21 protein-coding genes and 1 other annotated feature are annotated in these 22,989 nt (G+C 42.9%); of the genes, 18 read left to right on the top strand and 3 right to left on the bottom strand.

The window, feature by feature from the left end:
• Positions 1 to 76 precede the first annotated feature (76 nt).
• The 7 genes from NSU15_RS26925 to arsC all read left to right on the top strand — a co-directional run bounded on the left by NSU15_RS26925 (position 77) and on the right by arsC (position 7,339).
• Positions 77 to 595, top strand: a complete 519-nt coding sequence (locus NSU15_RS26925) for a DinB family protein (RefSeq protein WP_339291483.1) — start codon at positions 77 to 79, stop codon at positions 593 to 595.
• Positions 596 to 889: 294 nt separating this feature from the next.
• Entirely contained in the window at positions 890 to 2,881 is a 1,992-nt protein-coding gene (locus NSU15_RS26920; protein WP_339288194.1) for an ATP-binding cassette domain-containing protein, read from the top strand.
• Positions 2,882 to 2,909: 28 nt separating this feature from the next.
• A complete protein-coding gene (locus NSU15_RS26915; RefSeq protein ID WP_339288192.1) occupies positions 2,910 to 3,578 on the top strand; it encodes a response regulator transcription factor in 669 nt (222 codons plus the stop codon).
• A complete protein-coding gene (locus tag NSU15_RS26910) occupies positions 3,579 to 4,904 on the top strand; it encodes a HAMP domain-containing sensor histidine kinase (RefSeq protein WP_052414746.1) in 1,326 nt (441 codons plus the stop codon).
• A gap of 257 nt (positions 4,905 to 5,161) precedes the next feature.
• Entirely contained in the window at positions 5,162 to 5,488 is a 327-nt protein-coding gene (locus NSU15_RS26905) for a metalloregulator ArsR/SmtB family transcription factor (protein WP_042131110.1), read from the top strand.
• A gap of 120 nt (positions 5,489 to 5,608) precedes the next feature.
• Positions 5,609 to 6,898: an arsenic transporter gene (locus tag NSU15_RS26900; RefSeq protein WP_042131109.1), complete on the top strand. Its 1,290-nt coding sequence runs from the start codon at positions 5,609 to 5,611 to the stop codon at positions 6,896 to 6,898.
• A 21-nt stretch (positions 6,899 to 6,919) separates the two neighbouring features.
• Positions 6,920 to 7,339 carry an arsenate reductase (thioredoxin) gene (arsC, locus tag NSU15_RS26895; protein ID WP_042131108.1) on the top strand — a complete coding sequence of 140 codons (420 nt, stop codon included), beginning with the start codon at positions 6,920 to 6,922 and terminating at the stop codon, positions 7,337 to 7,339.
• Positions 7,340 to 7,426: 87 nt separating this feature from the next.
• Here the strand turns inward: arsC and NSU15_RS26890 are convergent, their stop codons facing one another.
• Positions 7,427 to 8,638, bottom strand: coding sequence for an oxalate decarboxylase family bicupin (locus NSU15_RS26890; RefSeq protein WP_339288191.1), 1,212 nt, complete (start codon positions 8,636 to 8,638; stop codon positions 7,427 to 7,429).
• A 170-nt stretch (positions 8,639 to 8,808) separates the two neighbouring features.
• On the opposite strand from NSU15_RS26890, the gene NSU15_RS26885 reads away from it, so the two are divergent.
• From NSU15_RS26885 to NSU15_RS26845, 9 genes are all read left to right on the top strand, one after another.
• Positions 8,809 to 9,663, top strand: a complete 855-nt coding sequence (locus NSU15_RS26885) for a copper amine oxidase N-terminal domain-containing protein (RefSeq protein WP_076120315.1) — start codon at positions 8,809 to 8,811, stop codon at positions 9,661 to 9,663.
• A 49-nt stretch (positions 9,664 to 9,712) separates the two neighbouring features.
• Positions 9,713 to 11,269, top strand: coding sequence for a tetratricopeptide repeat protein (locus tag NSU15_RS26880; RefSeq protein ID WP_042131104.1), 1,557 nt, complete (start codon positions 9,713 to 9,715; stop codon positions 11,267 to 11,269).
• A gap of 71 nt (positions 11,270 to 11,340) precedes the next feature.
• Positions 11,341 to 11,601 (top strand) — a binding site (T-box leader).
• 81 nt (positions 11,602 to 11,682) lie between these two features.
• Positions 11,683 to 13,362 carry a glutamine--tRNA ligase/YqeY domain fusion protein gene (locus NSU15_RS26875; protein ID WP_339288188.1) on the top strand — a complete coding sequence of 560 codons (1,680 nt, stop codon included), beginning with the start codon at positions 11,683 to 11,685 and terminating at the stop codon, positions 13,360 to 13,362.
• A gap of 74 nt (positions 13,363 to 13,436) precedes the next feature.
• Positions 13,437 to 13,637 carry a DUF2933 domain-containing protein gene (locus NSU15_RS26870; RefSeq protein ID WP_042131102.1) on the top strand — a complete coding sequence of 67 codons (201 nt, stop codon included), beginning with the start codon at positions 13,437 to 13,439 and terminating at the stop codon, positions 13,635 to 13,637.
• A 263-nt stretch (positions 13,638 to 13,900) separates the two neighbouring features.
• On the top strand, positions 13,901 to 15,160 hold the full coding sequence (locus tag NSU15_RS26865) for an Nramp family divalent metal transporter (RefSeq protein ID WP_339291480.1): 1,260 nt from the start codon (positions 13,901 to 13,903) through the stop codon (positions 15,158 to 15,160).
• An 87-nt stretch (positions 15,161 to 15,247) separates the two neighbouring features.
• On the top strand, positions 15,248 to 15,880 hold the full coding sequence (locus NSU15_RS26860; protein ID WP_339288187.1) for a TrkA C-terminal domain-containing protein: 633 nt from the start codon (positions 15,248 to 15,250) through the stop codon (positions 15,878 to 15,880).
• Positions 15,881 to 16,077: 197 nt separating this feature from the next.
• Entirely contained in the window at positions 16,078 to 17,217 is a 1,140-nt protein-coding gene (locus NSU15_RS26855; protein WP_042131101.1) for an ABC transporter ATP-binding protein, read from the top strand.
• Positions 17,214 to 17,870, top strand: coding sequence for an ABC transporter permease (locus NSU15_RS26850; protein ID WP_042131100.1), 657 nt, complete (start codon positions 17,214 to 17,216; stop codon positions 17,868 to 17,870). The genes NSU15_RS26855 and NSU15_RS26850 overlap by 4 nt, the downstream gene beginning before the upstream one ends.
• 43 nt (positions 17,871 to 17,913) lie before the next feature.
• Positions 17,914 to 18,828, top strand: a complete 915-nt coding sequence (locus NSU15_RS26845) for a glycine betaine ABC transporter substrate-binding protein (RefSeq protein WP_339288186.1) — start codon at positions 17,914 to 17,916, stop codon at positions 18,826 to 18,828.
• Positions 18,829 to 18,903: 75 nt separating this feature from the next.
• Here NSU15_RS26845 and NSU15_RS26840 read toward each other — a convergent pair whose 3' ends face one another.
• Positions 18,904 to 20,034, bottom strand: coding sequence for an N-acetylmuramoyl-L-alanine amidase (locus NSU15_RS26840; protein WP_339288185.1), 1,131 nt, complete (start codon positions 20,032 to 20,034; stop codon positions 18,904 to 18,906).
• Between the two features lie 147 nt (positions 20,035 to 20,181).
• Here NSU15_RS26840 and NSU15_RS26835 point away from each other — a divergent pair, with 147 nt between their 5' ends.
• Together NSU15_RS26835 and NSU15_RS26830 are read left to right on the top strand one after the other, a co-directional pair.
• On the top strand, positions 20,182 to 21,189 hold the full coding sequence (locus tag NSU15_RS26835) for a TIR domain-containing protein (RefSeq protein ID WP_231573941.1): 1,008 nt from the start codon (positions 20,182 to 20,184) through the stop codon (positions 21,187 to 21,189).
• On the top strand, positions 21,186 to 21,419 hold the full coding sequence (locus tag NSU15_RS26830) for a hypothetical protein (RefSeq protein WP_042131096.1): 234 nt from the start codon (positions 21,186 to 21,188) through the stop codon (positions 21,417 to 21,419). The genes NSU15_RS26835 and NSU15_RS26830 overlap by 4 nt, the downstream gene beginning before the upstream one ends.
• 478 nt (positions 21,420 to 21,897) lie before the next feature.
• Here NSU15_RS26830 and NSU15_RS26825 read toward each other — a convergent pair whose 3' ends face one another.
• Entirely contained in the window at positions 21,898 to 22,983 is a 1,086-nt protein-coding gene (locus tag NSU15_RS26825; RefSeq protein ID WP_076120308.1) for an LLM class flavin-dependent oxidoreductase, read from the bottom strand.
• Positions 22,984 to 22,989: the final 6 nt, after the last annotated feature.

Here is a 22,989-nt window from a genome sequence, read left to right as displayed (position 1 = left end):
TGAATGCTTCTGAACCATTCAGGGATGTGGATTTATAATTCCAAAGATATGAAGGAGAGATTCCAATATGATCGATATGAACAGAATTTATCTTATCTCAGATATTCCTGGTTACTCACCGCAAATTAGTCGTCTTTTATCTATGATGAATTATGCAAGACACACAACATTAGCGGCTGTTAAGGACTTAAGTGTTGATCAGCTAGACTATTTATTGGATTCGGAGAGTAACTCTATTGGCGCATTATTATTACACTACGCTGCCGTGGAATATGCGTATCAAGTGTCAACGTTTGAGGGAAGAGATTTATCCGAAGAAGAGTTAACAATCTGGGGACCGGCACTGAACTTAGGGGATGAAGGTCGATCGGTTATTAAAGGAAATGAGCTTAGTTATTATTTAGACCGTTTAAATGAAGTAAGAGAAAGAACTTACGAATTATTTTTAACCGTGAATGATGACTGGTTAGATGTAGAAGAAGAGTTCTGGTATAACAAACCAGCGAATCGCTATTTCATGTGGTTTCATGTATTCGAAGATGAAATCAATCACAGAGGTCAAATTAGATTAATACGAAAAAGAGCGCTAGCTTAAATGAAAGAGGAACATAAATGAAGTTCATAGAGGAAAGTATAATGCCCTTATTTAAAAATTATCCGCTGCTCTCGAAAGTTATAGTAACGGTACTAATTATAGATATTGTTTATTATGCAGGAAAAGAAATTGGCCGTTTAGCTTATAATTTGACTCATTAAGTTCTTAATAATCCGGACAAGACAACCTCAGTTAATGAAGGTTGTCTTTTTTTGTGGAAATCATGAAAGTTTTCAGTTCATTTTCAGTTCACATAAATTTGTTAGGATTGGAAACATCAAAGGAAGAGAAAAAGTGCGTGATCCAAGAGAGGAAGAAATCAAAATGAACATATTAGAGGTTAAGAATGTTAAGAAATCGTATACTTTGTATGGTAAGGAAAAAGTTCCAGTACTCCATGATGTCAACTTAAGCTTTGAGACAGGTGAATTTGTCTCCATCCTCGGTGAGTCCGGTTGTGGTAAGTCCACACTGATGAATATCATCGGTGGAATGGACTCTGATTATGAGGGCGATGTCCTTGTTCGCGGAAAGAACCTGAGCAAGATGACCGAAAAGGAAATGGATGATTATCGGAAGAATAATATCGGCTTCGTATTTCAAAACTTCAATCTGATCCCCCATTTATCAGTATTGGAGAATGTTACGGTTGCGATGCAGATGACGAATACGAGTGAGAAGGAACGGAATAAGCGTGCTATAGAGATTTTGACTGAGGTAGGATTAAAGGATCATCTGAAAAAACGTCCGAATCAACTGTCCGGTGGACAGAAGCAACGGGTATCCATTGCACGTGCATTGTCGAATAATCCAGACATTATTTTGGCCGATGAACCTACGGGTGCGCTGGATAAAGATACAGGTGATCAAATATTAGTCTTGTTGGACAGCATTGCGAAAAGAGGGATTTTGGTCATTACTGTGACCCACTCACAAAAAGTAGCTGATTACGGTAGCCGTATCGTTAAGCTTGAAGAGGGATTGGTGAAAGACGATATTCATTTGAAGGAACGTTCCATGGCTACCTACGATGGGGGTGATGGTTCAGCCCGAAACCTCAGCTTAATGGCTTCTTTCAAAATGGCCCTTCAAAATATGAAGCTCAACGCCAAACGTAATGTATTGGTAGCATTGGGCGGTTCGATAGGGATTTTAAGTGTACTTTTGATGCTTTCCTTAGGGAATGGGATCACGAGCTATATTAATAACGAAATTAATTCAAGTATGGACCCTTTACTGGTGGATATCACTAAGCCGAATCCAGAAGCCAAGGACATGAAAGGTCCAGAAGCGATGATGTTACCAGGCGTTTCGTTTACAAAGGCCGATGTTGAAACGATTCGTAACCTTCCAAATGTAGATCATGTGGAGACCATTACAACCATTACAGGCAAATCTACTACGGTTTTTGGTGATCAAACGGGTAGTCTCACACAATTAACCACCTTAAACGATACGTTTGATAAAGCGACGATTAAAGCAGGGGCATTACCAAAAGAAAATGAAATGTTATTACCAACGAAAATAGCGAGCCAATTAAGCGGAAATGACCAACCGAATACTATGGTAGGGAAGTCTATTCATCTGTATATTACTGAAATGGATGCTCAACATAAACCGATAACGTTGGAAAAAGAAGTTACTGTCTCTGGTGTTTATGAAGCCACTGATCCAAGAGCGCAAATGTCACCGACAGGGTATATTCCAACACAGACACTGGAGCAAATGTATGCCGATAAAGGGATTACCATTGGGCCGATTCAGGTTAATGCTATTGCAACGGATATGAAATATGTGAATGATATTAATAAAGCGGCTGTTGATGCGGGCTTCTCGGGCTCCCAAACAGCAAAAATCATGGAGCGTATTACGACTTATGTGGATATGGCTACGATCGTTCTGTCTGGTATTGCAGGGATTTCACTCATCGTATCAGGGATTATGATTTTGGTTGTGCTTTATATTAGTGTAGTCGAACGGACTAAAGAAATTGGAATTCTTCGTGCAATTGGGGCAAGAAAGAAAGATATCAAGCGAATATTCTTTTCCGAATCTGCATTATTGGGAATATTTAGTGGTATTATTGCGGTAGTCTTTGCAGCAGTCATTAGCTATGGATTAAATATTTTCTTGGAAAATGCTTTCGGAGTCAAGCTTATTAATCTCTCTGGATCTTATATCGTATTCGGATTAGTTGTAAGTACAGGGATTAGTATTATCGCTGGTTTGATGCCTTCATCGAAGGCGGCCAAGCTCGATCCAATGGAATCTCTAAGATACGAATAAATACAACTTTGGAAAGGAACATTGATGTATGAGCACAATTCTAGTGGTTGATGATGATTCCCATATCCGAAAATTAATCCGATTATATCTTGAAAAAAATCAGTTTTCCGTAGTGGAAGCGGAAGATGGTCGAATGGCATTAGATATTCTAGCTCATACGAAAATTGATTTAACAATTGTGGATGTGATGATGCCGCATATCGATGGTATTGAACTGACAGAAGATATTCGATCTTATATCGATATGCCAATCCTTATGGTTACAGCCAAAGGAGAGTCTAAGGATAAAGTAAGGGGATTTAATGCCGGGTCAGACGATTATTTAGTAAAACCGTTTGATCCCATAGAATTGGTTCTCCGTGTAAAATCATTATTGAAGAGATATCATGTGACCCCTTCGAATGTTATTCAATTAGGGGGAGCAACGATTGATCTAGGGAATTTAACAGTCACTAATGCCGATCAAACGGTTGAATTAAAAAAGAAGGAATGTGAATTGTTATTTGCTTTGGCGGGTTCGCCAAAGCAAATTTTCACACGGACTCAGCTAATAGAAAATGTCTGGGGAATGGATTATGAGGGCGATGAGAGGACGGTTGATGTGCATATCAAACGCTTGAGAGAACGTCTTGAACCCATTCCGCAGCTAATTATTTCTACGGTAAGAGGACTTGGATATCGTTTGGAGCTAGCCTAGATGCTGAGAAAAAGCCTTCGTCTTCGAATCGTTGCTACTTTTATTGGTATTGTTTTAGTCAGTTTAATTATTTCCTTTGTTCTTTTTACGCAGTTTTCAGAAAAAAATAATACCCCAAACCATATGTTCATTAATATAGCTAAAGATATAGCTAAGGTTATAACTTTAATCGATGATCCGGAAAAAGTAGATGCGTTTGCAGACCTGCTTAATCGATTTGGTATAGATATAGCGATCGTTAATGAACCAAGCAACGCTGTATTTTCGTTAAATAAGGAACAAATCGCAACCCTGTTCAAACCAAACACAAGCGATGCCGTTTTTCTATCGGGCAAGAGTGGACTTGCTATCGTAGGGATTCCTAAGATAGATGATGCGAAAGGTGCTTTCATCATCAAGCTTGATTTTTCATCGATTGTAAAAGGGTTGAGAATTACGCTCTTGTCTACACTTTTAGCTGTACTAATCATTGGAAGCTTGCTTATCTTGTTCATGTCCAGGTATATAGTGAAGCCTATCAACAAGCTGACAGATGCAGCTAAGGAAATGGCGTCAGGCAATTTATCTGTCCGATTAACTTATCGTAATAAAGATGAGTTAGGTGAATTGATGGAAAGCTTTAATCGTATGGCAAGTGAGCTGCAGAAAATGGACTCTGTTCGTGATGATTTTGTCAGCAATGTTTCCCATGAAATGCAGTCACCCCTTACATCGATTAGAGGCTTTACAAGAGCGCTGCAAGACGGTGTCATTCCACTGGAAGAGCAAAAGGAGCATTTGGATATTATTTATGAGGAAACATTACGCCTTTCTAGGCTTAGTGATAATCTGCTCCGGTTAGCGTCACTCGATTCGGAACATCATCCGGTGAATCCCACCACCTTCCAATTAGACGAACAATTAAGAAGAGCGATTGTATTTGCGGAACCGCAGTGGGAGCAGAAGGATATTACAATTGAATTGGATTTATTGCCTTGCGAGATTACCGTGGATAAAGATTTATTTGATCAGGTCTGGCAGAATTTAATAAATAATGCTATTAAATATACGGAACCAGAGGGTACCATTCATGTGGAAATCGAGGTATCTGAGCTGTTTGTGAAGGTATATATTAAAGATTCTGGACGAGGGATTCCAGAGGAAGCACTTCCGCTCATCTTTGATCGATTCTATATGGTGGAAAAAGCGCGGAGCAGTGCCCTTAAAGGGAATGGACTAGGACTTTCCATTGTAATGAAGATTCTGAAAATACATGATTGTAATATTGATGTAGAGAGCAAAGTAGGAGAAGGTACTCAGTTTATTGTAACCATCCCAAGAACCTAAATCACATGCTAAATAAGTCCATAGAAATAGATAAGGCTGATAGCTCTCGCGAGAGAGCTGTCGGTCTTTTTTTATAAATATGATCTGACAAATTTACACGTAATATTAAGTCATATGAATAGTTAAGGACTGAATCAAAATATAAACTCTGAGAACAATTAAGAGAAGCAATTACATAAAATTCTTGCGTCTTCCTATCTAGATCATTATAATATAAGCGTTCGCTTATATAAGCATTGGAGGGAGGGGAAGAAGAAATGGATTCACTTACGAATATTGCTGATGACTTGAAGCTACTAGGAGATAAGACACGTCTCGCTATGCTTTCTCTTCTGAAGGAAAGGGAATGGTGCGTGTGTGAATTTGTTGATATTTTTGATATATCCCAGCCGGCGATTAGTCAGCATTTACGAAAACTGAAGAGTAGAGGGATCGTAAGGGAAAGCAAACGAGGACAGTGGGTACATTATTCGTTAAATGTAGAGGATAAACCGCATCTTAGAGCTGTTCTTCAAGAGATGCCTAGTTCTGAATCAATATTGGCTGCTCTGAATAAAGAACTTAAAGCAACGTGCTGCGACTAAAATTATTTTGTGGATTTTTTTAGACTATATATAACTATATAGTTATATGGTGATGTGTTATTCGTAGATTATAGGGGTGTTGAGAAAGATGTGGTTGTACAGTTCAGGGGGGATGGCAACGTGGCCCTTCTAGCCATACTTATATTTATAGTAACTTTAATCTTTGTGATCTGGCAGCCTCGAAATTTATCGATTGGATGGTCAGCCTGCGGCGGGGCTATCATCGCTTTATTAGTAGGTGTCGTCAGCTTTAATGATGCGCTCGAAGTAACACAGATGGTGTGGAATGCTACTTTGGCGTTTGTCGCAATTATCTTAATTTCATTAATTCTAGACAGTATCGGATTTTTTGAATGGGCTGCGTTACATATGGCGCGGGCGGCACGGGGGAACGGAACACGAATGTTTGTGTATGTTATCGTTCTTGGTGCATTGGTTTCTGCTTTTTTTGCGAACGATGGAGCGGCCCTTATTCTTACGCCTATTGTGCTTGCGATGGTAAGGGCGCTGAATTTTGATGAGAAAAAAGTATTTCCGTTCATTATCGCCAGTGGTTTTATAGCGGATACCACCTCATTGCCACTTGTGGTTAGCAATCTTGTGAATATCGTATCGGCCGACTTTTTTGGGATTACCTTTATGGAGTATGCAGGGAAGATGATCGTACCTACGTTATTCTCTTTGGTGGCGAGTATCGTGGTGCTCTATATTTTTTTTCGCAAAAGTATTCCGAAGCAATTTAATGACTCTCAGCTAAAAGAACCGCAAGAGGCTATCAAGGATAAGAAATTGTTCCGACTGTCATGGATGGTACTGGCTATTCTTCTAATAGGATATTTCGTCAGTGGATTTTTGAATATTCCAGTATCAGTGATTGCGGGAATTATTGCAATTTTGTTCCTGCTCCTTGCGAGAAGAAGCCCTTACGTCAAGGTGAAAGAAGTGATTACAGGAGCTCCTTGGGCAATTGTGTTCTTCTCTATCGGAATGTATGTCGTGGTATATGGACTTCGGAATGCGGGTCTAACAGATTTACTTGCTAAAGCGATTGGCGTAATTGCTGATCAGGGTCTGTTTGCTGCAACCATGGGGATGGGCTTCATTGCCGCATTGATCTCATCGATGATGAACAATTTGCCTACTGTAATGATTGACGCACTCGCAATTGATGCAACGCATACAACCGGAATCATTAAAGAAGCTTTAATATATGCGAATGTTATAGGTTCGGATTTAGGTCCTAAAATCACTCCAATTGGTTCATTAGCCACGCTGCTGTGGCTGCATGTACTGTCGGCTAAAGGTGTGAAGATATCCTGGGGAACGTATTTTAAGACAGGGATTATATTGACCATCCCGACGTTGTTTATTACGCTTCTAGGTCTTTATTTGTGGTTATTGGTTACCTAATTTGAAAAGGGGAAGATCATGATGAACAAAAAAACCATTTATTTTTTATGCACAGGAAACTCTTGTCGGAGTCAGATGGCCGAAGGCTGGGCTAAGCGATATTTAGGGAAGGAATGGGACGTGTATAGCGCTGGAATTGAAGCCCATGGTCTAAACCCAAAAGCTGTACAAGCCATGAGCGAAGTAGGAATTGATATCACCGGACAGACCTCGGATATGATTGATTCTAATCTGCTGAATAACGCTGATCTAGTCGTTACCTTATGCGGGGATGCTGCGGATAAATGTCCAACGACACCTCCGAAGGTGATACGGGAACACTGGGGCTTCGATGATCCGGCAAAAGCGCAAGGCACCGATGAAGAGAAGTGGGCAGTGTTCCAGCGTGTGCGTGACCAGATAGAGGAAAGAATCAAACAATTTGCGGAGTCTGGCGAATAGTTATTAGATGAAGCTTTCTTTTTAAGAAAATACAAGAAAGTATAAGTTTCACCCGATACCTTATCCTTATATTTCTCGCAAAAACGCTTACCGCCCTTTGGGGACACCGGAGGCGTTTTTGCTTGGCTTAGGGTATTTTACTACGGGCCATTTCACCTCCCTTAAGGCGTCTATAACCTCTCGTCCAACGTCTAGGTTACTTTGAACCAATTCATGAGGAGTGAGTGCCATCCATTGGTTTAGAGAAACGTCAGCAAAGCGGTCACTCTTAAACATTTCAAGAAACCATAAGGAATCTTCGCCTGTATTTTGAATATAATGTCCGAAAGCAAAAGGAACATACCCTACATCGCCTGCTCTGTAATTAAACGTTCGTGCTACACCGTTTCCGGCAAATACAGTCATTCGTCCTTTTCCGGTAAGATAATATTGCCATTCATCGTTATTTGGATGCCAGTGCAGCTCTCTCATCCCTCCGGGTTCAATTTCTACCAATGCGGCAGCTACGGTTTTGGAGATGGGAAAGTTACTGGAATCGACAATTCTGACGCTCCCGCCGGGAGTCTTCAGCGGAGGTTGAGCCAATAAGGAATGTTTAAAGGTTTGTGGGATCTCTCCGTATGGAGATTCTACCTTCTGACTTTGCAATGAACCCGGAACCTGATCCTGATAAATATAGACCTGTTCGGTGGGAATAGAGTCAAATGCAGCGGCAGGCACCCCAAAGTTAGCCGAAAGCACTTCTTTCGGAGTATGGGCAAACCAATCGGAAATGGACAAGGTGTTTAGATCAGAGAAACTTCCATCGTCGAATACAAGCAGAAACTCACAGCCTTCTTCAAGACCCTGTATTGAGTGGGGAATACCCGGAGGGAAATACCAAAGATCGCCTGGTCCCACATCGGCGATGAAGTTTCGGCCATTCTGATCCACGGCAGTAATTCGAGCTCGACCTAGCAGCATATAGGACCATTCTGCTTGTTGGTGCCAATGGAGTTCGCGTACTCCACCGGGGGTAAGGCTCATATTTACGCCAGCTAGTGTAGTGGCGATGGGGAGGTCCCTGACCGTCACCTCTCTCGACCAGCCGCCATGATTAAGCTGCATATGCGCATCAGAGAAAGAGAATTTTAAATTGGGGACAAGACCGGCATCGGTCACGGGAGGGACAAACATATCCGGATTCTCCAAATCCCGCATAATATCACGCGGTCCTTTATCTAATCCCCCTGCGCCATCGCTTCGAATGGGCTGGGGGATATTTGTCTTTCTTGGTGAATCCTGTCCAGCATCGGTCATCCATCGCACTCCTTTCTTGATTCTAAATAACTCAATGAAAATATATGCAGAATCCTGTCTTTTATGATGAATAACAAAAGTGGAACAAGTTGACATGCGCCAAGTGATCATTGATTATTACTTATATAGATTGAGGATCTAAACGGAGTAGAGAGGGAGAGGGGTTTAAGATGAATCATGTTAAGGAGTCCTTACAACGACTAGGAAAAATAAGAGCTTATGTCATCGGTCTGTTAGTGATCATGTTCGCCGCAGGTTCAGCGGTTACACCTACATCGGTGTCGGCGGCTGTCCAGTTAGGGACTCAGGTAATGCCACTGTCATACGGGGGGTATTACGTCCTTTTTCCGGGTAAACTCGCTCCTTATTTTAAATCAGGTAAATTAATGGTGCCGATTCGGGCTTTTTCGAGTGCGATTGGTGCAGATTTGCTCTATGACGCACTAACGAATAGTGTTACGGTTTCACTGCTTGACCGGTCGGTTGGGAAGATTAAAGCAGGACAGCTAGAGGCAGAATTTAATGGGGAGACAGAAGATTCATTAGGGATTGCCCCGGAGATCAAGGATGGAATCCTATTTGTTCCAGCATCTCCTATCCTAGAGGGTTTAAAGACATTTCGCTGGGAAACCCAATTCAATAACGTGAATAAACTAACCCTAGGCATTGGTGCGAGAAAAGGGGAGGAATGGGCGAAGCCTGAGGCAGATCGAGCGCTTGCTCCTTACCCAGTGGAAACAACAGCACATCCATATCCTCTATATCCCTGTACGCTGACACAGACTCCATCCGGGAAAGAATACAAACTAACCTTAGGTGTGCAAAATACCTCCGGCTTCGTCATCCCTAAAGGGAATGCGGAACTGGAGCTGGTGAGTGTGGACAGCAAAGGCAATTCTTACTACCAAACGTTAAAAGGACCTGATTCGTTAACCTCCAAAGCGGGATTATTGTCATTTTCCGTTTCCATTCCGGCAGAGGCCGAATACGTCCTTTTCAGGTCACGCACATTGAGAGCGGAATAAGTATCATAGGTGTTCTAACAAGATATACAGAGAGCAGGTTAAGAAATAGATGACAGGTAACGAAGGGCAGCACTATCGCTTCAGTGAAGCACCCATTTGGGAATTACAGCGGGCTTATTATGAAGAAAAGGGTTTAAAGGCTTGGAATAATGATCAGGTTCCGCAGTATATTACGAGTAATCCTATGATTGCGACTGCATATGCGGAAATGATCTTCGGATTCCTGCAAGATCGGGCTGGACAAGGACATCTCTCTGAAATAGTCACTATACTGGAATTGGGAGCGGGAGCGGGGCGGTTAGCGTTCCATATCCTTAAGAAGCTATGCGAAATCAAAGATTATGCGGGGACTCCGCTTCCTCCATTTCGTTATGTGATGAGTGATTTACCCGTTAAAAATATAACCAGCTGGCAGCAGCACCCAAGCTTACTTCCATTCGTAGAGCAGGGTATACTGGATTTCGCACGTTTTGATGCTGTACAGGATACTGAACTGTATTTAGTGCACGCTAAGCTCAGCATCAAACCTGGTGATTTACAGCAGCCGCTGCTGCTTGTGGCGAATTATTTTTTTGACAGTATCCCGCAGGAATTGATTTATGTGGATGAAGGTAAAATATTTGAATGTGAGATGTCGATTCAGTATTCTGAGGATGCAGATTCGGATAACCCCTCAGAGGTACTCGGTACAATTATCCCGCAATATCATTATCGTCGTGCGGCTGATTACGAAGCGGAAACTTATCCCTATCACGATGTTATAAAGCTCTATCAGCAGAAGCTGGAGGATTCGCATATTTTGTTTCCAGTGGTGGGGCTTACTTGTCTGGAGCGGCTAGCTAAGTTATCTACAGGAGGGTTTGTACTTCTTACAGCGGATAAGGGTGATCACCGAATAGAGAATTGGGAATTTGCGGAGCCGCCTATGCTAATTCATCATGGTAGCTTCTCCTTAACAGCGAACTATCATGCGATTCAGCATACGTTGGAGCAACGAGGAGCGCATTCCTTATTTACCTCACATCATTATAAAAACTTGAACATCGGATGTATTCTTATGCTGGAATCGCCGATGAGCTATACGAACACTCGGTTAGGCTACAAGCGGTTTATAGAGCGTTTTGGCCCGGATGATTTCTTCAGTATGAAGGAATGGATGGATCAGCAAATAGATACGATGGGACTTCAGCAGATTTTGGCTTTTTGGCGCTTAGGTGGGTATGATGCAGAATGGTTTATCCATAGTGCTGAACAGATTTCGGAGCTGCTGCCGGATGCCAGTGATGAAGAAATGCTGGATCTTCAGCGAGGGATTCAGCTCATGTGGACAGGTTATTATCCGATGGAACAGAGCTATGACCTCTCACTGGATGCTGGGTTACTGCTGTATGAAATGGATAAGTTCGAGGAGGCGTTAGTCTACTTAGAGCGGTCTATGCATGCCAATGCGGAAGAACCATTAGCATCGGTGCTCTATAGCATGGCGATTTGTAACTATGAGCTTGGAGCTGAAGGGGCTGCAATGGAATACGCGCGTAGAGCTTTGGCCGTAGAGCCGGATAATGAAGTGGTGCTGGAACTGATAACAGCTCTGAGCGAGGAATAGATTGTAAGCAGACAGAAGAGAAAGCACATCATTTACACAGGACCATCTATTTGGTATCCTATACAAAATAATTAAACGCGATGACGAGAAGAGTAAATAAAATCATTCCTTCACAGAGAGCTCTGGATGATGAGAACGGGGTAAGGAGGATTTTATCGAAACAAGCCTCTGAGCGGCATGTCGGAACCGGGTGACGGGGATGGTATGACGGGAGCTCCTGTTATAGAGCTAGAGTATAAGCACTGCGAAAGATGCATTGCCGTACTTGATGAGATTAATATGGCGACATATTAATGAACCTGGGGTGGTACCGCGAGAATTTCGTCCCCAAGACCATAAGTCTTGGAGGTGAGGTTCTTTTTATTTTGCAGATAAACAAGGCGGATATCACTAATATACAGGAGGTAACAACAATGAATAAGCCATCAGAAGTAGTGGCAGAAAGTTACATCGACAGATTTATTCAAGAAGAGCTTGAGGCTGAAACTTACAGTAGAGACATTTGTACCAGATTTCCACCGGAACCTAACGGATATTTGCATATTGGCAGTGCGTATGCCATTGACACGAATTATACAACTGCAAAAAAGTATGGCGGAAAGTTCCACTTGCGTTTCGATGACACGAATCCTTTAAAAGAGGATCTGGAATATGTAAATGCCATCATCGAAGATATTGAATGGATGGGCTACTCACCGGACCATATTTTCTATGGATCAGACTATTCAGAAAAAATTTACAATAGCGCAGTAAAGCTAATCCGAAAAGGAAAAGCCTATGTCTGCGATTTATCACCTGAAGAGGTGACAGCATATAGAGGGACGCTTACAGAGCCGGGAAGGAACAGTCCCTATCGGGAGCGTTCTGTGGAAGAAAATATGAAGTTATTCGCAGAGATGAGGGATGGCGTTTATCCTACGGGTGCCAGAGTATTACGCGCCAAAATAGATATGCGCTCACCGAATATCAACTTGCGTGATCCGGTGATTTATAGAATTATCCATGCGGAACATTATAGAACAGGCAACGATTGGTGCGTCTATCCGATGTACGATTTTGCACATCCTATACAAGATGCGATCGAAGGGATTACGCATTCCCTATGCTCCATTGAGTTTAAGGATCATCGGCCCCTGTATGAGTGGGTACTAAATGAGCTGGATACCCCCGAAGCTCCAAAGCAAAGGGAGTTTGGACGCGTAAACATCACCGGTGTCGTTACTAGCAAACGGTACATTAGACAATTGGTTGCAGGACATTATGTGGATGGTTGGGATGATCCAAGGCTTCCCACGCTTCGCGGACTTCGGAGAAGAGGATTTACGCCGGAGAGTATTCGGAATTTTGTGAAAGAAATCGGATTTGTCCGACATAGCACCATTGTAGATATAGCCATGTTAGAGCATTCGCTTAGACAAGATTTGAAGGCGAAGGCACCTAGCGTAATGGCTGTTCTAAAGCCGCTAAAGGTGGTTATTACTAACTATCCCGAGAATCAAAGCGAATGGCTTACGATTGAGAATAACAGTGAAGATAAGACGCTTGGGGATAGAGAGGTTCCTTTTTCACGTACGCTTTATATTGAACAAGAGGATTTCATGGAGGAGCCGCCTAAAGGTTATCACAGGCTGACTATAGGGAATGAGGTAAGGTTAAAAGGTGCCTACTTCATTAAGTGCAATGAGGTGATCAAGGACGAAGCAACCGGAGAAGTGATGGAGCTTCGCTGTACCTATGATCCGAGAACGAAGAGTGGAAGTGGATTTAATGAACGTAAGGTCAAAGCGACCATCCACTGGGTATCGGCAGAACACGCAATCAAGGCGGAAGTTCATCTATATGAGCGGCTGCTAAAAGAGAATGACGGTCCTAAAGAAGACGATGAGCGCTGGGACGCGTATCTTAATCCAGATTCTTTAACGATTCTGAAGAATTGTTTGCTGGAGCCTTCCATGGATAGTGCACTTCCAGAAGATAAATATCAATTCATCCGCCATGGATTCTTTTGTGTGGATAAGAAGCATACGACAGCAGATAAGCTGGTACTGAACCGGATTGTACCGCTGAAGGATACATGGAAGAAGAATTCGTAATTCACAGCACATCCTTTCTCCACAAGTATTCTTTATGATATAGAGGTCATAAAGAATTTCTAGGAGGTAAAGCTATGAATTGGTCTTGGTTAATTACATTGATCTGCCCTTTAATGATGATATTTATGATGTTTGGACTGGGCGGGAAGCATGGACACGGGCATGGGTCGAGAAAGCAAGCGTCACCTGATTATCAGGAGCTTCAGAAAGAATTGAATGAGCTGAAAACACAGAATGAACAAATGAGAAGAGATATTCAAAGTCTCACACCATAAGCAATGCGGAGTAATTGGCTTAAGCCGGGCAAAGATCGGGTAATTCCTGATGTTGTCCGGTTTTTTTTGTCGATCAGAAGTGTACAAGCATATGAAAATTCCTAATGAAACATATTTACATTTTTCAGAAATGAGCATATACTTTAAATATAAGTTGCACAGAGGAAACTTTCGTGTATATAGACAACTTTTTTTGGGCAAGAGGAGGAATTGACATGTTGGAACAAACTTTAATAGAAAAACCACATATAGAACAACCGCATATGAGACAACATAAAAACTCCATTTCGGCGCAAGCCGTACTTAATGGGGAGACCAAAGGAATTAAAAGATTACTGCCTTTCTTAGGTCCAGCGTTTATCGCTGCGGTTGCTTATCTGGATCCAGGTAATTTTGCCACCAACATTACGGCGGGTTCAAAATATGGCTATCTCTTATTATGGGTCATTGTAGCCTCGAACTTAATGGCTGTTCTTATTCAGGCGTTGTCCGCTAAGCTTGGTATTGCTACAGGGAAGAACCTTCCGGAGATCGCTCATGATCGTTTCCCGAAGAGTGTATCGATCTTCTTATGGATTCAAAGTGAACTGGTAATAATAGCTACGGATCTGGCGGAGTTTATCGGGGCAGCATTAGGACTTTATTTATTGTTTGATATCCCTATGCTGCCTGCAGCAATGATCACTGCCGTGGGTTCTTTTGCTATCTTAGAGCTTCAGCGTAGGGGATACCGCTCACTTGAAGCCGGAATTGCTGCAATGATTCTTATTGTCGTTTTAGCCTTCGCCTTTCAAGTTATTGTAGCTAAACCGGATATGGGTGCGGTTGCTGTAGGCATGTTTACACCTAAGTTTGAAGGGGTCGACAGCATCCTTTTGGCTGCAGGAATTCTAGGCGCAACCGTGATGCCACACGCCATTTATCTACATTCATCACTTACTCAGAACCGCATCGTAGGGGTGAATGAAGCGGAGAAAAAACAAATTTTTAATTTGGAATTCATAGATATTATTATTGCGATGATTATTGCAGGTGCGGTTAATCTGGCGATGGTCATTGTCTCCGCGGCATTGTTTTTCAAAAATGGTCTTGTAGTTGAGGACCTGGATGTCGCGTTTCAGCAATTTAGTCACTTGGCTGGACCTGTAACGGCGATTTCGTTTGGCTTAGGACTACTTATCGCGGGACTATCGAGCTCTTCTGTAGGCACTATGGCTGGTGATGTGGTGATGCAAGGCTTTATCAACAAAAGAATTAATCTGTACTTACGCCGTGCGATTACGATTATTCCGCCATTGGCGATCATCGGTTTTGGTGTAAATCCAACGAAGGCACTTGTTATCAGTCAGGTGGTCTTATCCTTTGGGATTGCATTTGCCCTGGTACCACTGGTTATGTTTACTAGCAATCGTCAGATTATGGGCGGGTTAGTGAATCGTAAGATGACAGCTGCTCTCGGCTGGCTTATCTCCGGTCTGGTTGTATCGTTAAATTTATTTTTGGTCTATCAAATGTTTGTATAAGGCGGACATCTTTATTTGGTGAATGAAAAAAGGTATACTGGAGCATGTTTATAATTCATAATTCACGCCAAAGTAAGGAGATCGACAATGTCCATGCAGGAAATATCCGGCTATAAGTCTATAGCCCTTGATATTGCACAAAGAATTGTAAGCGGGGAATTCCCCGTACAGAGTAAGCTTTCCGGGCGTTCTCTATTAGCAGGCCAGTACCATGTTTCTCCCGAGACGATCCGTAAAGCTATGGGATTATTGAAGGATGAGAATATAGTATTTGTCTCGCAGGGGAAAGAGATTATTGTCATCTCTGATCAAAAGGCGTATGAGTATATCACTAGAAATAATTATTTGAAATCAGTTTATTCACTGAAAGAGGATCTACAGCAATTGTTGCAGGAAAAGAAGAAGCTCGACAGCAAATTTGAGAAGCTGCTCACTGGAATTATCGAGGCGTCAGACCGGATGAAGAATTTGAAACCTTATCACCCGGAAGAAATTACAATCCATGAACAATCACATGTGGTCGGTAAAACCATTGGCACACTACAATTTTGGCAGAATACAGGGGCCACTATTATAGCGCTTCGCCGAGGGGCGAACGTAACAATCTCCCCAGGTCCGCATGTCATACTCAGAGAAAATGATGTTCTTGTAGCAGTTGGTGATGAGAAAATGTACCAAAGAACAGAGCAATTTATCAATAAAAATGCAGAGAATCATTAATAATAATAGGTCGAGAAAAGGCTATCCAGCAGGGTTTATCACTGGATAGCCTTTTTTTTGATTATTAAATTACAATAAATTACAAACAACTTATGTGCACATTATAGGTTGTCAGTTTGGAAGTTGTTTGTTATAGTTTAACTTACAGAGTCGCCCGGCGAGATGATCTGACGATAGAGATAAGAAGGAGAGACCCTATGCTGAAATTTGAAAAAGTAGGTAAGAAATACCCTAATGGTTATGAAGCAGTTAAGAACATTAGCTTTGAAATTGAAGCTGGAGAAATACTAGTGCTGATCGGTCCTAGTGGTTGCGGAAAGACAACAACGATGAAAATGATAAATCGTCTTGTTCCGCATACTTCAGGCCATATTTATATCCACGGTAAAGATATCACCAAGGAGAACCCCGTAACCCTCCGCAAGAACATCGGATATGTTATTCAACAAGCTGGTTTATTTCCGCACTACACCATAGAAGACAATGTAGGCCTGATTCCCGACCTAAAGGGGTGGGATGTTAATAAGAAAAAAGAACGGGTGCTAGAAATGCTCCGTCTAGTCGGACTTGATCCGACCCTATATGCCAAACGTTATCCGAAACAATTATCAGGTGGGCAGCAGCAGCGTGTAGGAGTAGCCCGTGCATTGGCGGCTGATCCTGAGATTATATTGATGGATGAACCGTTTGGTGCTTTGGACCCTATTACCCGTGAGCAGCTGCAGGATGAACTGCTACGCATGCAACAAGAAGTAAAGAAGACCATTGTATTTGTAACGCATGATATGGATGAAGCACTGAAGCTTGGAGATAAGATCGCTATTCTTAAAGACGGTGAAATCGTTCAACTGGATACACCATATGAGCTGCTCAGCCGGCCTGCTAATGATTTCGTAGAATCATTTATCGGCAAAAACCGCATTTACCAAAACCCTGAGTATATCCCCGTAACAGAAGTTATGCGCGACAATCCATCTACATCGCTTCCAGGGCGCACGCTGGGCAAAGCTCTTACCTTTATGCGTCAACGCAAAATGGATACATTACTGGTTGGAAACGAGAAAGGTAAGCTGCTTGGCATAGTCTCCGCTTATGATGTTACCGCCAAAATGGAACAAAGCCTTACTATCGAAGAAATTATGACACCACCTCAAGTGGTGCTGCAGGATACAGCAACAGCAAGAGACGCATTATCATTGATTACGGAAGCTCCTTACGGCATTATTCCGATTGTAACCGCTGAGGGGATCATTGCCGGGATTGTTACAAGAGGCAGTCTTCTGACGGCGTTTGCCGCACAATGGGGAGGCGTGAAAGAGGAGGAAATGTCTATATGAGAGATCAATCATTATGGCAACAGCTCATATATCAATTAGATATACGTAGGGAAGATTTGATTCATTCTATGGGCGTGCATATGCAACTTGTGCTCTTGTCCATGTTATTTGCAATTATTGTTGGCATTGCGCTAGGAATTATGATTACAAGGGTTAAACCTCTGAAAGGTGTTACGCTTGGTGCGGCTGGGATTCTTCAGACGATACCTAGTCTGGCGATGCTGGGATTTATGATTCCTCTATTCGGCATAGGGATGAAGACGGCAGTTGTAGCTTTATTTCTGTATTCACTGCTGCCAATTATCCGCAACACATACACGGGAATAACTGATGTGGACCAATCTATAGTGGAAGCGGCCCGGGGAATGGGTATGAAGAACTGGCAGATTCTATTCCGCGTCCAACTCCCTTTAGCTTTAAGTGTAATTATGGCAGGAATCCGTACTGCTGCAGTTATTAATGTCGGGACAGCAACACTGGCAGCCTTTATCGGTGCTGGCGGATTGGGTGAATTTATTTTCCTGGGTATTCAACGGAACATCGAAGCTCTAACCTTACTTGGAGCTATTCCGGCCGCGATTCTTGCACTCGTACTGGATTATCTACTCGGATTGCTCGAACGCCTTACGACTCCAAAGGGATTGAAAGTATAACTTAAGCTCTGGTCTAGAAAGAATATAAAAGGGGAGATTATATATGAAAATTCCAAAATTGATGACAGGCGTTTTAACTACAGTATTAATGGGGGCGCTACTTGCTGGATGTGGTGGCGGGAATAATAACGCTGCTGCTGGTAACAGTGGAGAAATCACAATTGGCTCCAAAAACTTCACGGAGAATGTTCTACTCGCTCATATGATGGCAGATCTGATAGAAGATAAAACAGATATCAAAGTGAAGCGCCAGATGAACTTGGGAGGCTCTAATGTAGCTTGGAGTGCACTTGAGAATAATAACATTCAGCTATATCCGGATTACACCGGTACCATTGTAGCTAATTACTATCAGGAGAAGACAGGAAACTCCGAGGAATCGTTGGCTAAAACAAGAGAACTGCTTAAAAAAGATGGACTGGCCTTTCTGGATCCATTCGGCATAAATAATACCTACACTTTAGCTGTTAGTCGCGAAACGGCTGAGAAGTACAATCTAAAGACCTTCAGCGATTTGGCGAAAGTATCTGGAGAAATGGTTCTTGGCGTAGAGTTCGAGTTCTTGGATCGTGAGGACGGATACCCTGGTATCCAAAAACTCTACGGTATGGACTTCAAGCAGAACAAAGGAATGGACCATGGTATCATGTACCGTTCGATCGACGATGGGGAAACTGATGTAACCAATGCATATGCAACGGATGCGCAAATTAAAGTACATGATCTGGTGATTCTGCAGGATGATAAGGAATTCTTCCCTCCTTATGATGCAGGACCGATTATTCGTCAGGAAACGCTAGATAAATACCCTGAACTAGAGGGTATCTTAAATCAATTGAACGGACAGATCAGTGATGAAGAAATGCAACAATTGAACGCAGAAGTTGATGTGGATGCACTCAAGGAAGAGGATGTAGCTCGTAATTTCCTGATCAAGAAGGGATTAATAGAAGGTTAAATATGAGATGCAAACTAAAGCAGGCTAGGAATTTTCTAGCCTGCTTCTTTTTCTGTTATTTGTTTGTAGGTCTGGCTAGTTTCTAAAGTAGTCTGCCAATCCTTCCGCGATGGCTTTGGCTGCTTTTTTCTGATAGGAGGATTTGCGGACAATTGACTCATCTGTAGGATTGGTAAGAAATCCGAGTTCAACTAAGGTAGCTGGAATTCGATTCTCCCTCAGGATGTGATAATCGCCAAAGGATAACCCGTTGCTCTTTAGACCAATGCCATGGCCTAGCCGGGATTCTATCGCCCGTGCCAGCTTCAGATCATCGGACTCGGAGTAAAAGAAGGTCAGTGTTCCGGACACTTTTTTAGGTGAGGAATTATAATGAATGCTTACAAATGCATCAGCATGCAGAGCCTCAGTCATTTGAACTCGCCGAGCGAGTGTAGGCTTCTGGTCCTCCCGGGTACGTGTCATCTCAACCCGTGCACCTTTAGCTAAAAGGGCATCGCGGAGATAAAGGGCAGTATGCAGATTCAAATCCTTTTCCATGGTGTTATATGTAGTGCCGAGCATTCCTGGATCACTGCCGCCATGACCGGGATCTACGACGATTAATTTTCCTCGTAAATTTCCTGTGCGCGAAACGGTGTTTGTGATGCTTTGCGTTGCTCCGGTACGGATATATTGCGCTGCGACCCAACCGGTGTCACCGCTAGCTGTTCGAATCCGCGCCCAATCGTTCTGACGAAGGAGGAGGGTAACAGTATCCTTGGCTTTTAAAGAACCAAGCATCTTATATTGTGTTCCCGGACCGCTTCGGATACGCAATGAATCTGCCGTTACGGTAGCCTTTGTGGTGTTACCCGAAGGGCTGGTTGAGGTGGAAGAAGCATTACTGGTGTTGGAAGATTTAGAAGCGCCAGATTGCTGGGAGCTGCTGTTCACCTTTTTAAGGTAATAGCCGGCTACCCAACCAGAGGTGTTTCCGGTCTTCACCTTTAACCAACCGTGTTGCTCATCGGACACAGTTACTTTGGCACCGTTCTTAATAGATCCTACCACAGTTGCATTCTTAGCCGGCTCGCTGCGTACATTTAAAGAGTTCGCGTATACCTGAGCGGTATAACTGGCTGCTGTTTTAGCTTCAGCAGGCTGTGACGCTGCGATACCCATAAGACTTGCCGCAAGTAATGTGACACCTATCATTTTATTCATAGTATCCTCGCTTTTTCAAAGTAGTCGTAATTTTTTACCCACTTTACGAGGTTTAGAATAATATTTTTTGTGAATAAGGCCTCTTTTCCAGCTGTCTAAAGACTTGTATAATTATTACATAATGGGAAAAGGATGAAGGAGACTGCCGTGACTAAACCAAAGCTATTCATTGGATCTTCCAGGGAATCCATACGTTATGCAAGAGCGATTCATGAGCAGCTAAAGAGGGATGCTGAAGTTCATCCTTGGTATGCCAATGCCTTTCGAGCGAATGAATATACAATGGAGGCACTGGAGCGAAATTTGGATGAGAGCGATTTTGCTGTATTTGTGTTCTCGCCAGATGATGTTGCCAAAATACGCGGTAAATTTTATTATGTGACACGTGATAATACGGGGTTTGAAATGGGTTTATTCTGGGCTAGATTACGGCGTAGCCGCGTATTTTGTCTAGTGCCTGATCAGGTGACTGCCCGTGATGATTTAATCCCTGGAGAGAATGTTGAAGAGTACCATCTGTTGTCTGATTTATCAGGAATTACATCTCTAGAGTATGAAGTGCATCATGATAATCCTACAGCTGCTGTAGATGTGAGCTGTGGTAAGATTATTGATAGTATTCAAGAGCGTGGTAGATTCCGGGACCCGGTTAAAGATTTAGAGCAGCTAAAGATAGAATTAAGGCGCAAAGAAAGTATCCTTCATTTCTTTTGGCAATATAATAGTAATGTGACCATCTCCGAAAATGGAGAGAAGTATCACGCACTCAGCGAGGCGATACGCAATTCCTTTTTACCTCCGAAGCATTGTCGTGTAATCGGTGCAGCGATTTGGCAGGCTCAAGAGCAGGAGACTCTTGTTCAGGTCGGAGGGAATGTTGGGCGTGGTCACTCTTACCCCCTGTCTGTAACGAGAGGGAATGAGAAGCGGCCTAGTGTGGTGGATGCATTTTTATCGAGCAAATGGACTTTTTTTCAACGAACAGAAGTTGCAGAGGTATATATCCTATGCTATCCTCTAGGTAAGAAACATGTTCTTTCCGTACATTTTTCAGGGAGTGATGGGTTATCTGCGGATGATCTTAAGGCGGTAGTTGGGCATAATCAGGATTTATTCCGTACCATCAATCATTTAGTAGGGGAGGATTCAGCATGAAGAGAATAAAGGGTATGAATAACTTAACGGGTGCTGTTCTCCGATCTGCAAGTGGTGGAAGCAGTAGTTCAGGAGATAAGAACACCTCAAGTAAAGCAGGCTCGAGCCATACTGCTCAGCAACCAGCTTCAGCTCAAATTTATACTGCGCCTTCTTTAGACGGCGGAGACGATGAATATAAGAAGCTTATTAGCGGTAAGGTAGATAATAATAAACCTTCCTTTGCGTGATAAGCATAAGTGGCTGTCTCAAAAGTAGAAATCTACTTAAGGGGCAGCTTCTTTTTTTGCGTAAATGTAACGCTCGATTGAGGTATTAAGCTGTGGGACTAATGAAATTTTTGGAGTAATTAGGGAAAAACTCCCTAAAAATAGCTGGTAATAACTCTAAATGAATGGAATTAGGGAATTCCTCCCTAAAAATCGGGGGAATATCTATATTTAGCACCGAATCAGGTCAATTATAGGGAGATATTCCCTAATTGTTAGAATAATGAGCAGAAATCTCCGATTATTAGGGAGATATTCCCTAATTCCTAAGCAGAGCTTCTGTTTCAATTCTTCAGCCGTTGTGAGGGCGCTCTGCACAACGTGTTGTAGCAAGTCATACATAGTGCACCAAGCCACAAACAATGCTGCAGCAGCACATAGAAGCGCTTCTCCATTAACAGGAGAAGCGCTTCTATGCTTACTGGGACAGCCTTCAGCTCTATCGACTGCTTTTCTTGGCAATTTCGCGTCGTACGACAGGTGCAACCTCTGTTGCCAATAGTTCAATTGCCTTGGCTACCTTGGCGTAAGGAAGGCCACCGATGTCGAGTTGAGTCATAAAACGGTTATGGCCGAACAGCTCATGCTGATAAAGGATTTTTTCGATAATTTGCTGCGGGCTGCCCACAGCCATCGTGTTATCAGCAGATACATATTGGCCAAAGTCGTCACGAGAGACGCTGTATTCTTGTCCAGGTTTTGGGCTGATGGAATTACGATAACTATAATAGTAAGGGTAATATTCATCGAGTGCCTGCTGTGAAGTTTCGGCAATGTAGCCGTGGCTAGTAATTGCAATCTTTAATGCTTCAGGTGAATGCCCCGCCTGCATTCCAGCGCGTCGATAAGTTGCGGCAAGCTCTTGGAAAGGTTCTGGACTACCGCTAAGAATGGCGATGGCCATTCCAGTTCCGAGTACGCCGGCTTTCTCCGCGCTTTCAGGAGAACCTCCTACACCAATCCATACCGGCAGGCTTTGTTGAAGAGGGCGTGGAGCAATCTCAGAATCCTTCAAGGATGAACGGAAGGAACCTTCCCAGTTCATAATTTCATGCTTATTAAGCTCGAGAAGCAGATTGATATTCTCGGTGAAAAGTCGATGATAGTCTTCAAGTTCATACCCGAAGAGCGGGAAAGATTCCACAAAAGCACCACGTCCAGCAATAATCTCTGCACGTCCATTCGACAGTAAATCAAGCGTGGCGAAATCCTCGAACACGCGCACGGGATCAATGGTGCTTAATACGGTGGTGGCGCTCGTCAGTTTGATTCTACGGGTAACCTGAGAGATGGCGGCCAGAACGACTGGAACCGAAGAAATTGCAAAATCAAGACGGTGATGCTCACCTACACCGAATACATCAAGCCCCGCTTCATCCGCTAACTTCGCCGCAGCTACAACTTCGTCAAGTCGTTGTTTCGGGCTGATCTTATTGCCGGTATGACAATCAGCTACTATGTCTCCTAAGGTGTAGATACCGAATTCAAAATCGGCTGCTGATGCTGTGGTTACCTCGTTACTCATGATCAC

It is taken from the genome of Paenibacillus sp. FSL E2-0201, assembly GCF_037963325.1.
Taxonomy (GTDB): domain Bacteria; phylum Bacillota; class Bacilli; order Paenibacillales; family Paenibacillaceae; genus Paenibacillus_AQ.
Note: the sequence above shows the minus strand (reverse complement) of the source record. Positions and strands in the feature narration are given on the sequence as shown.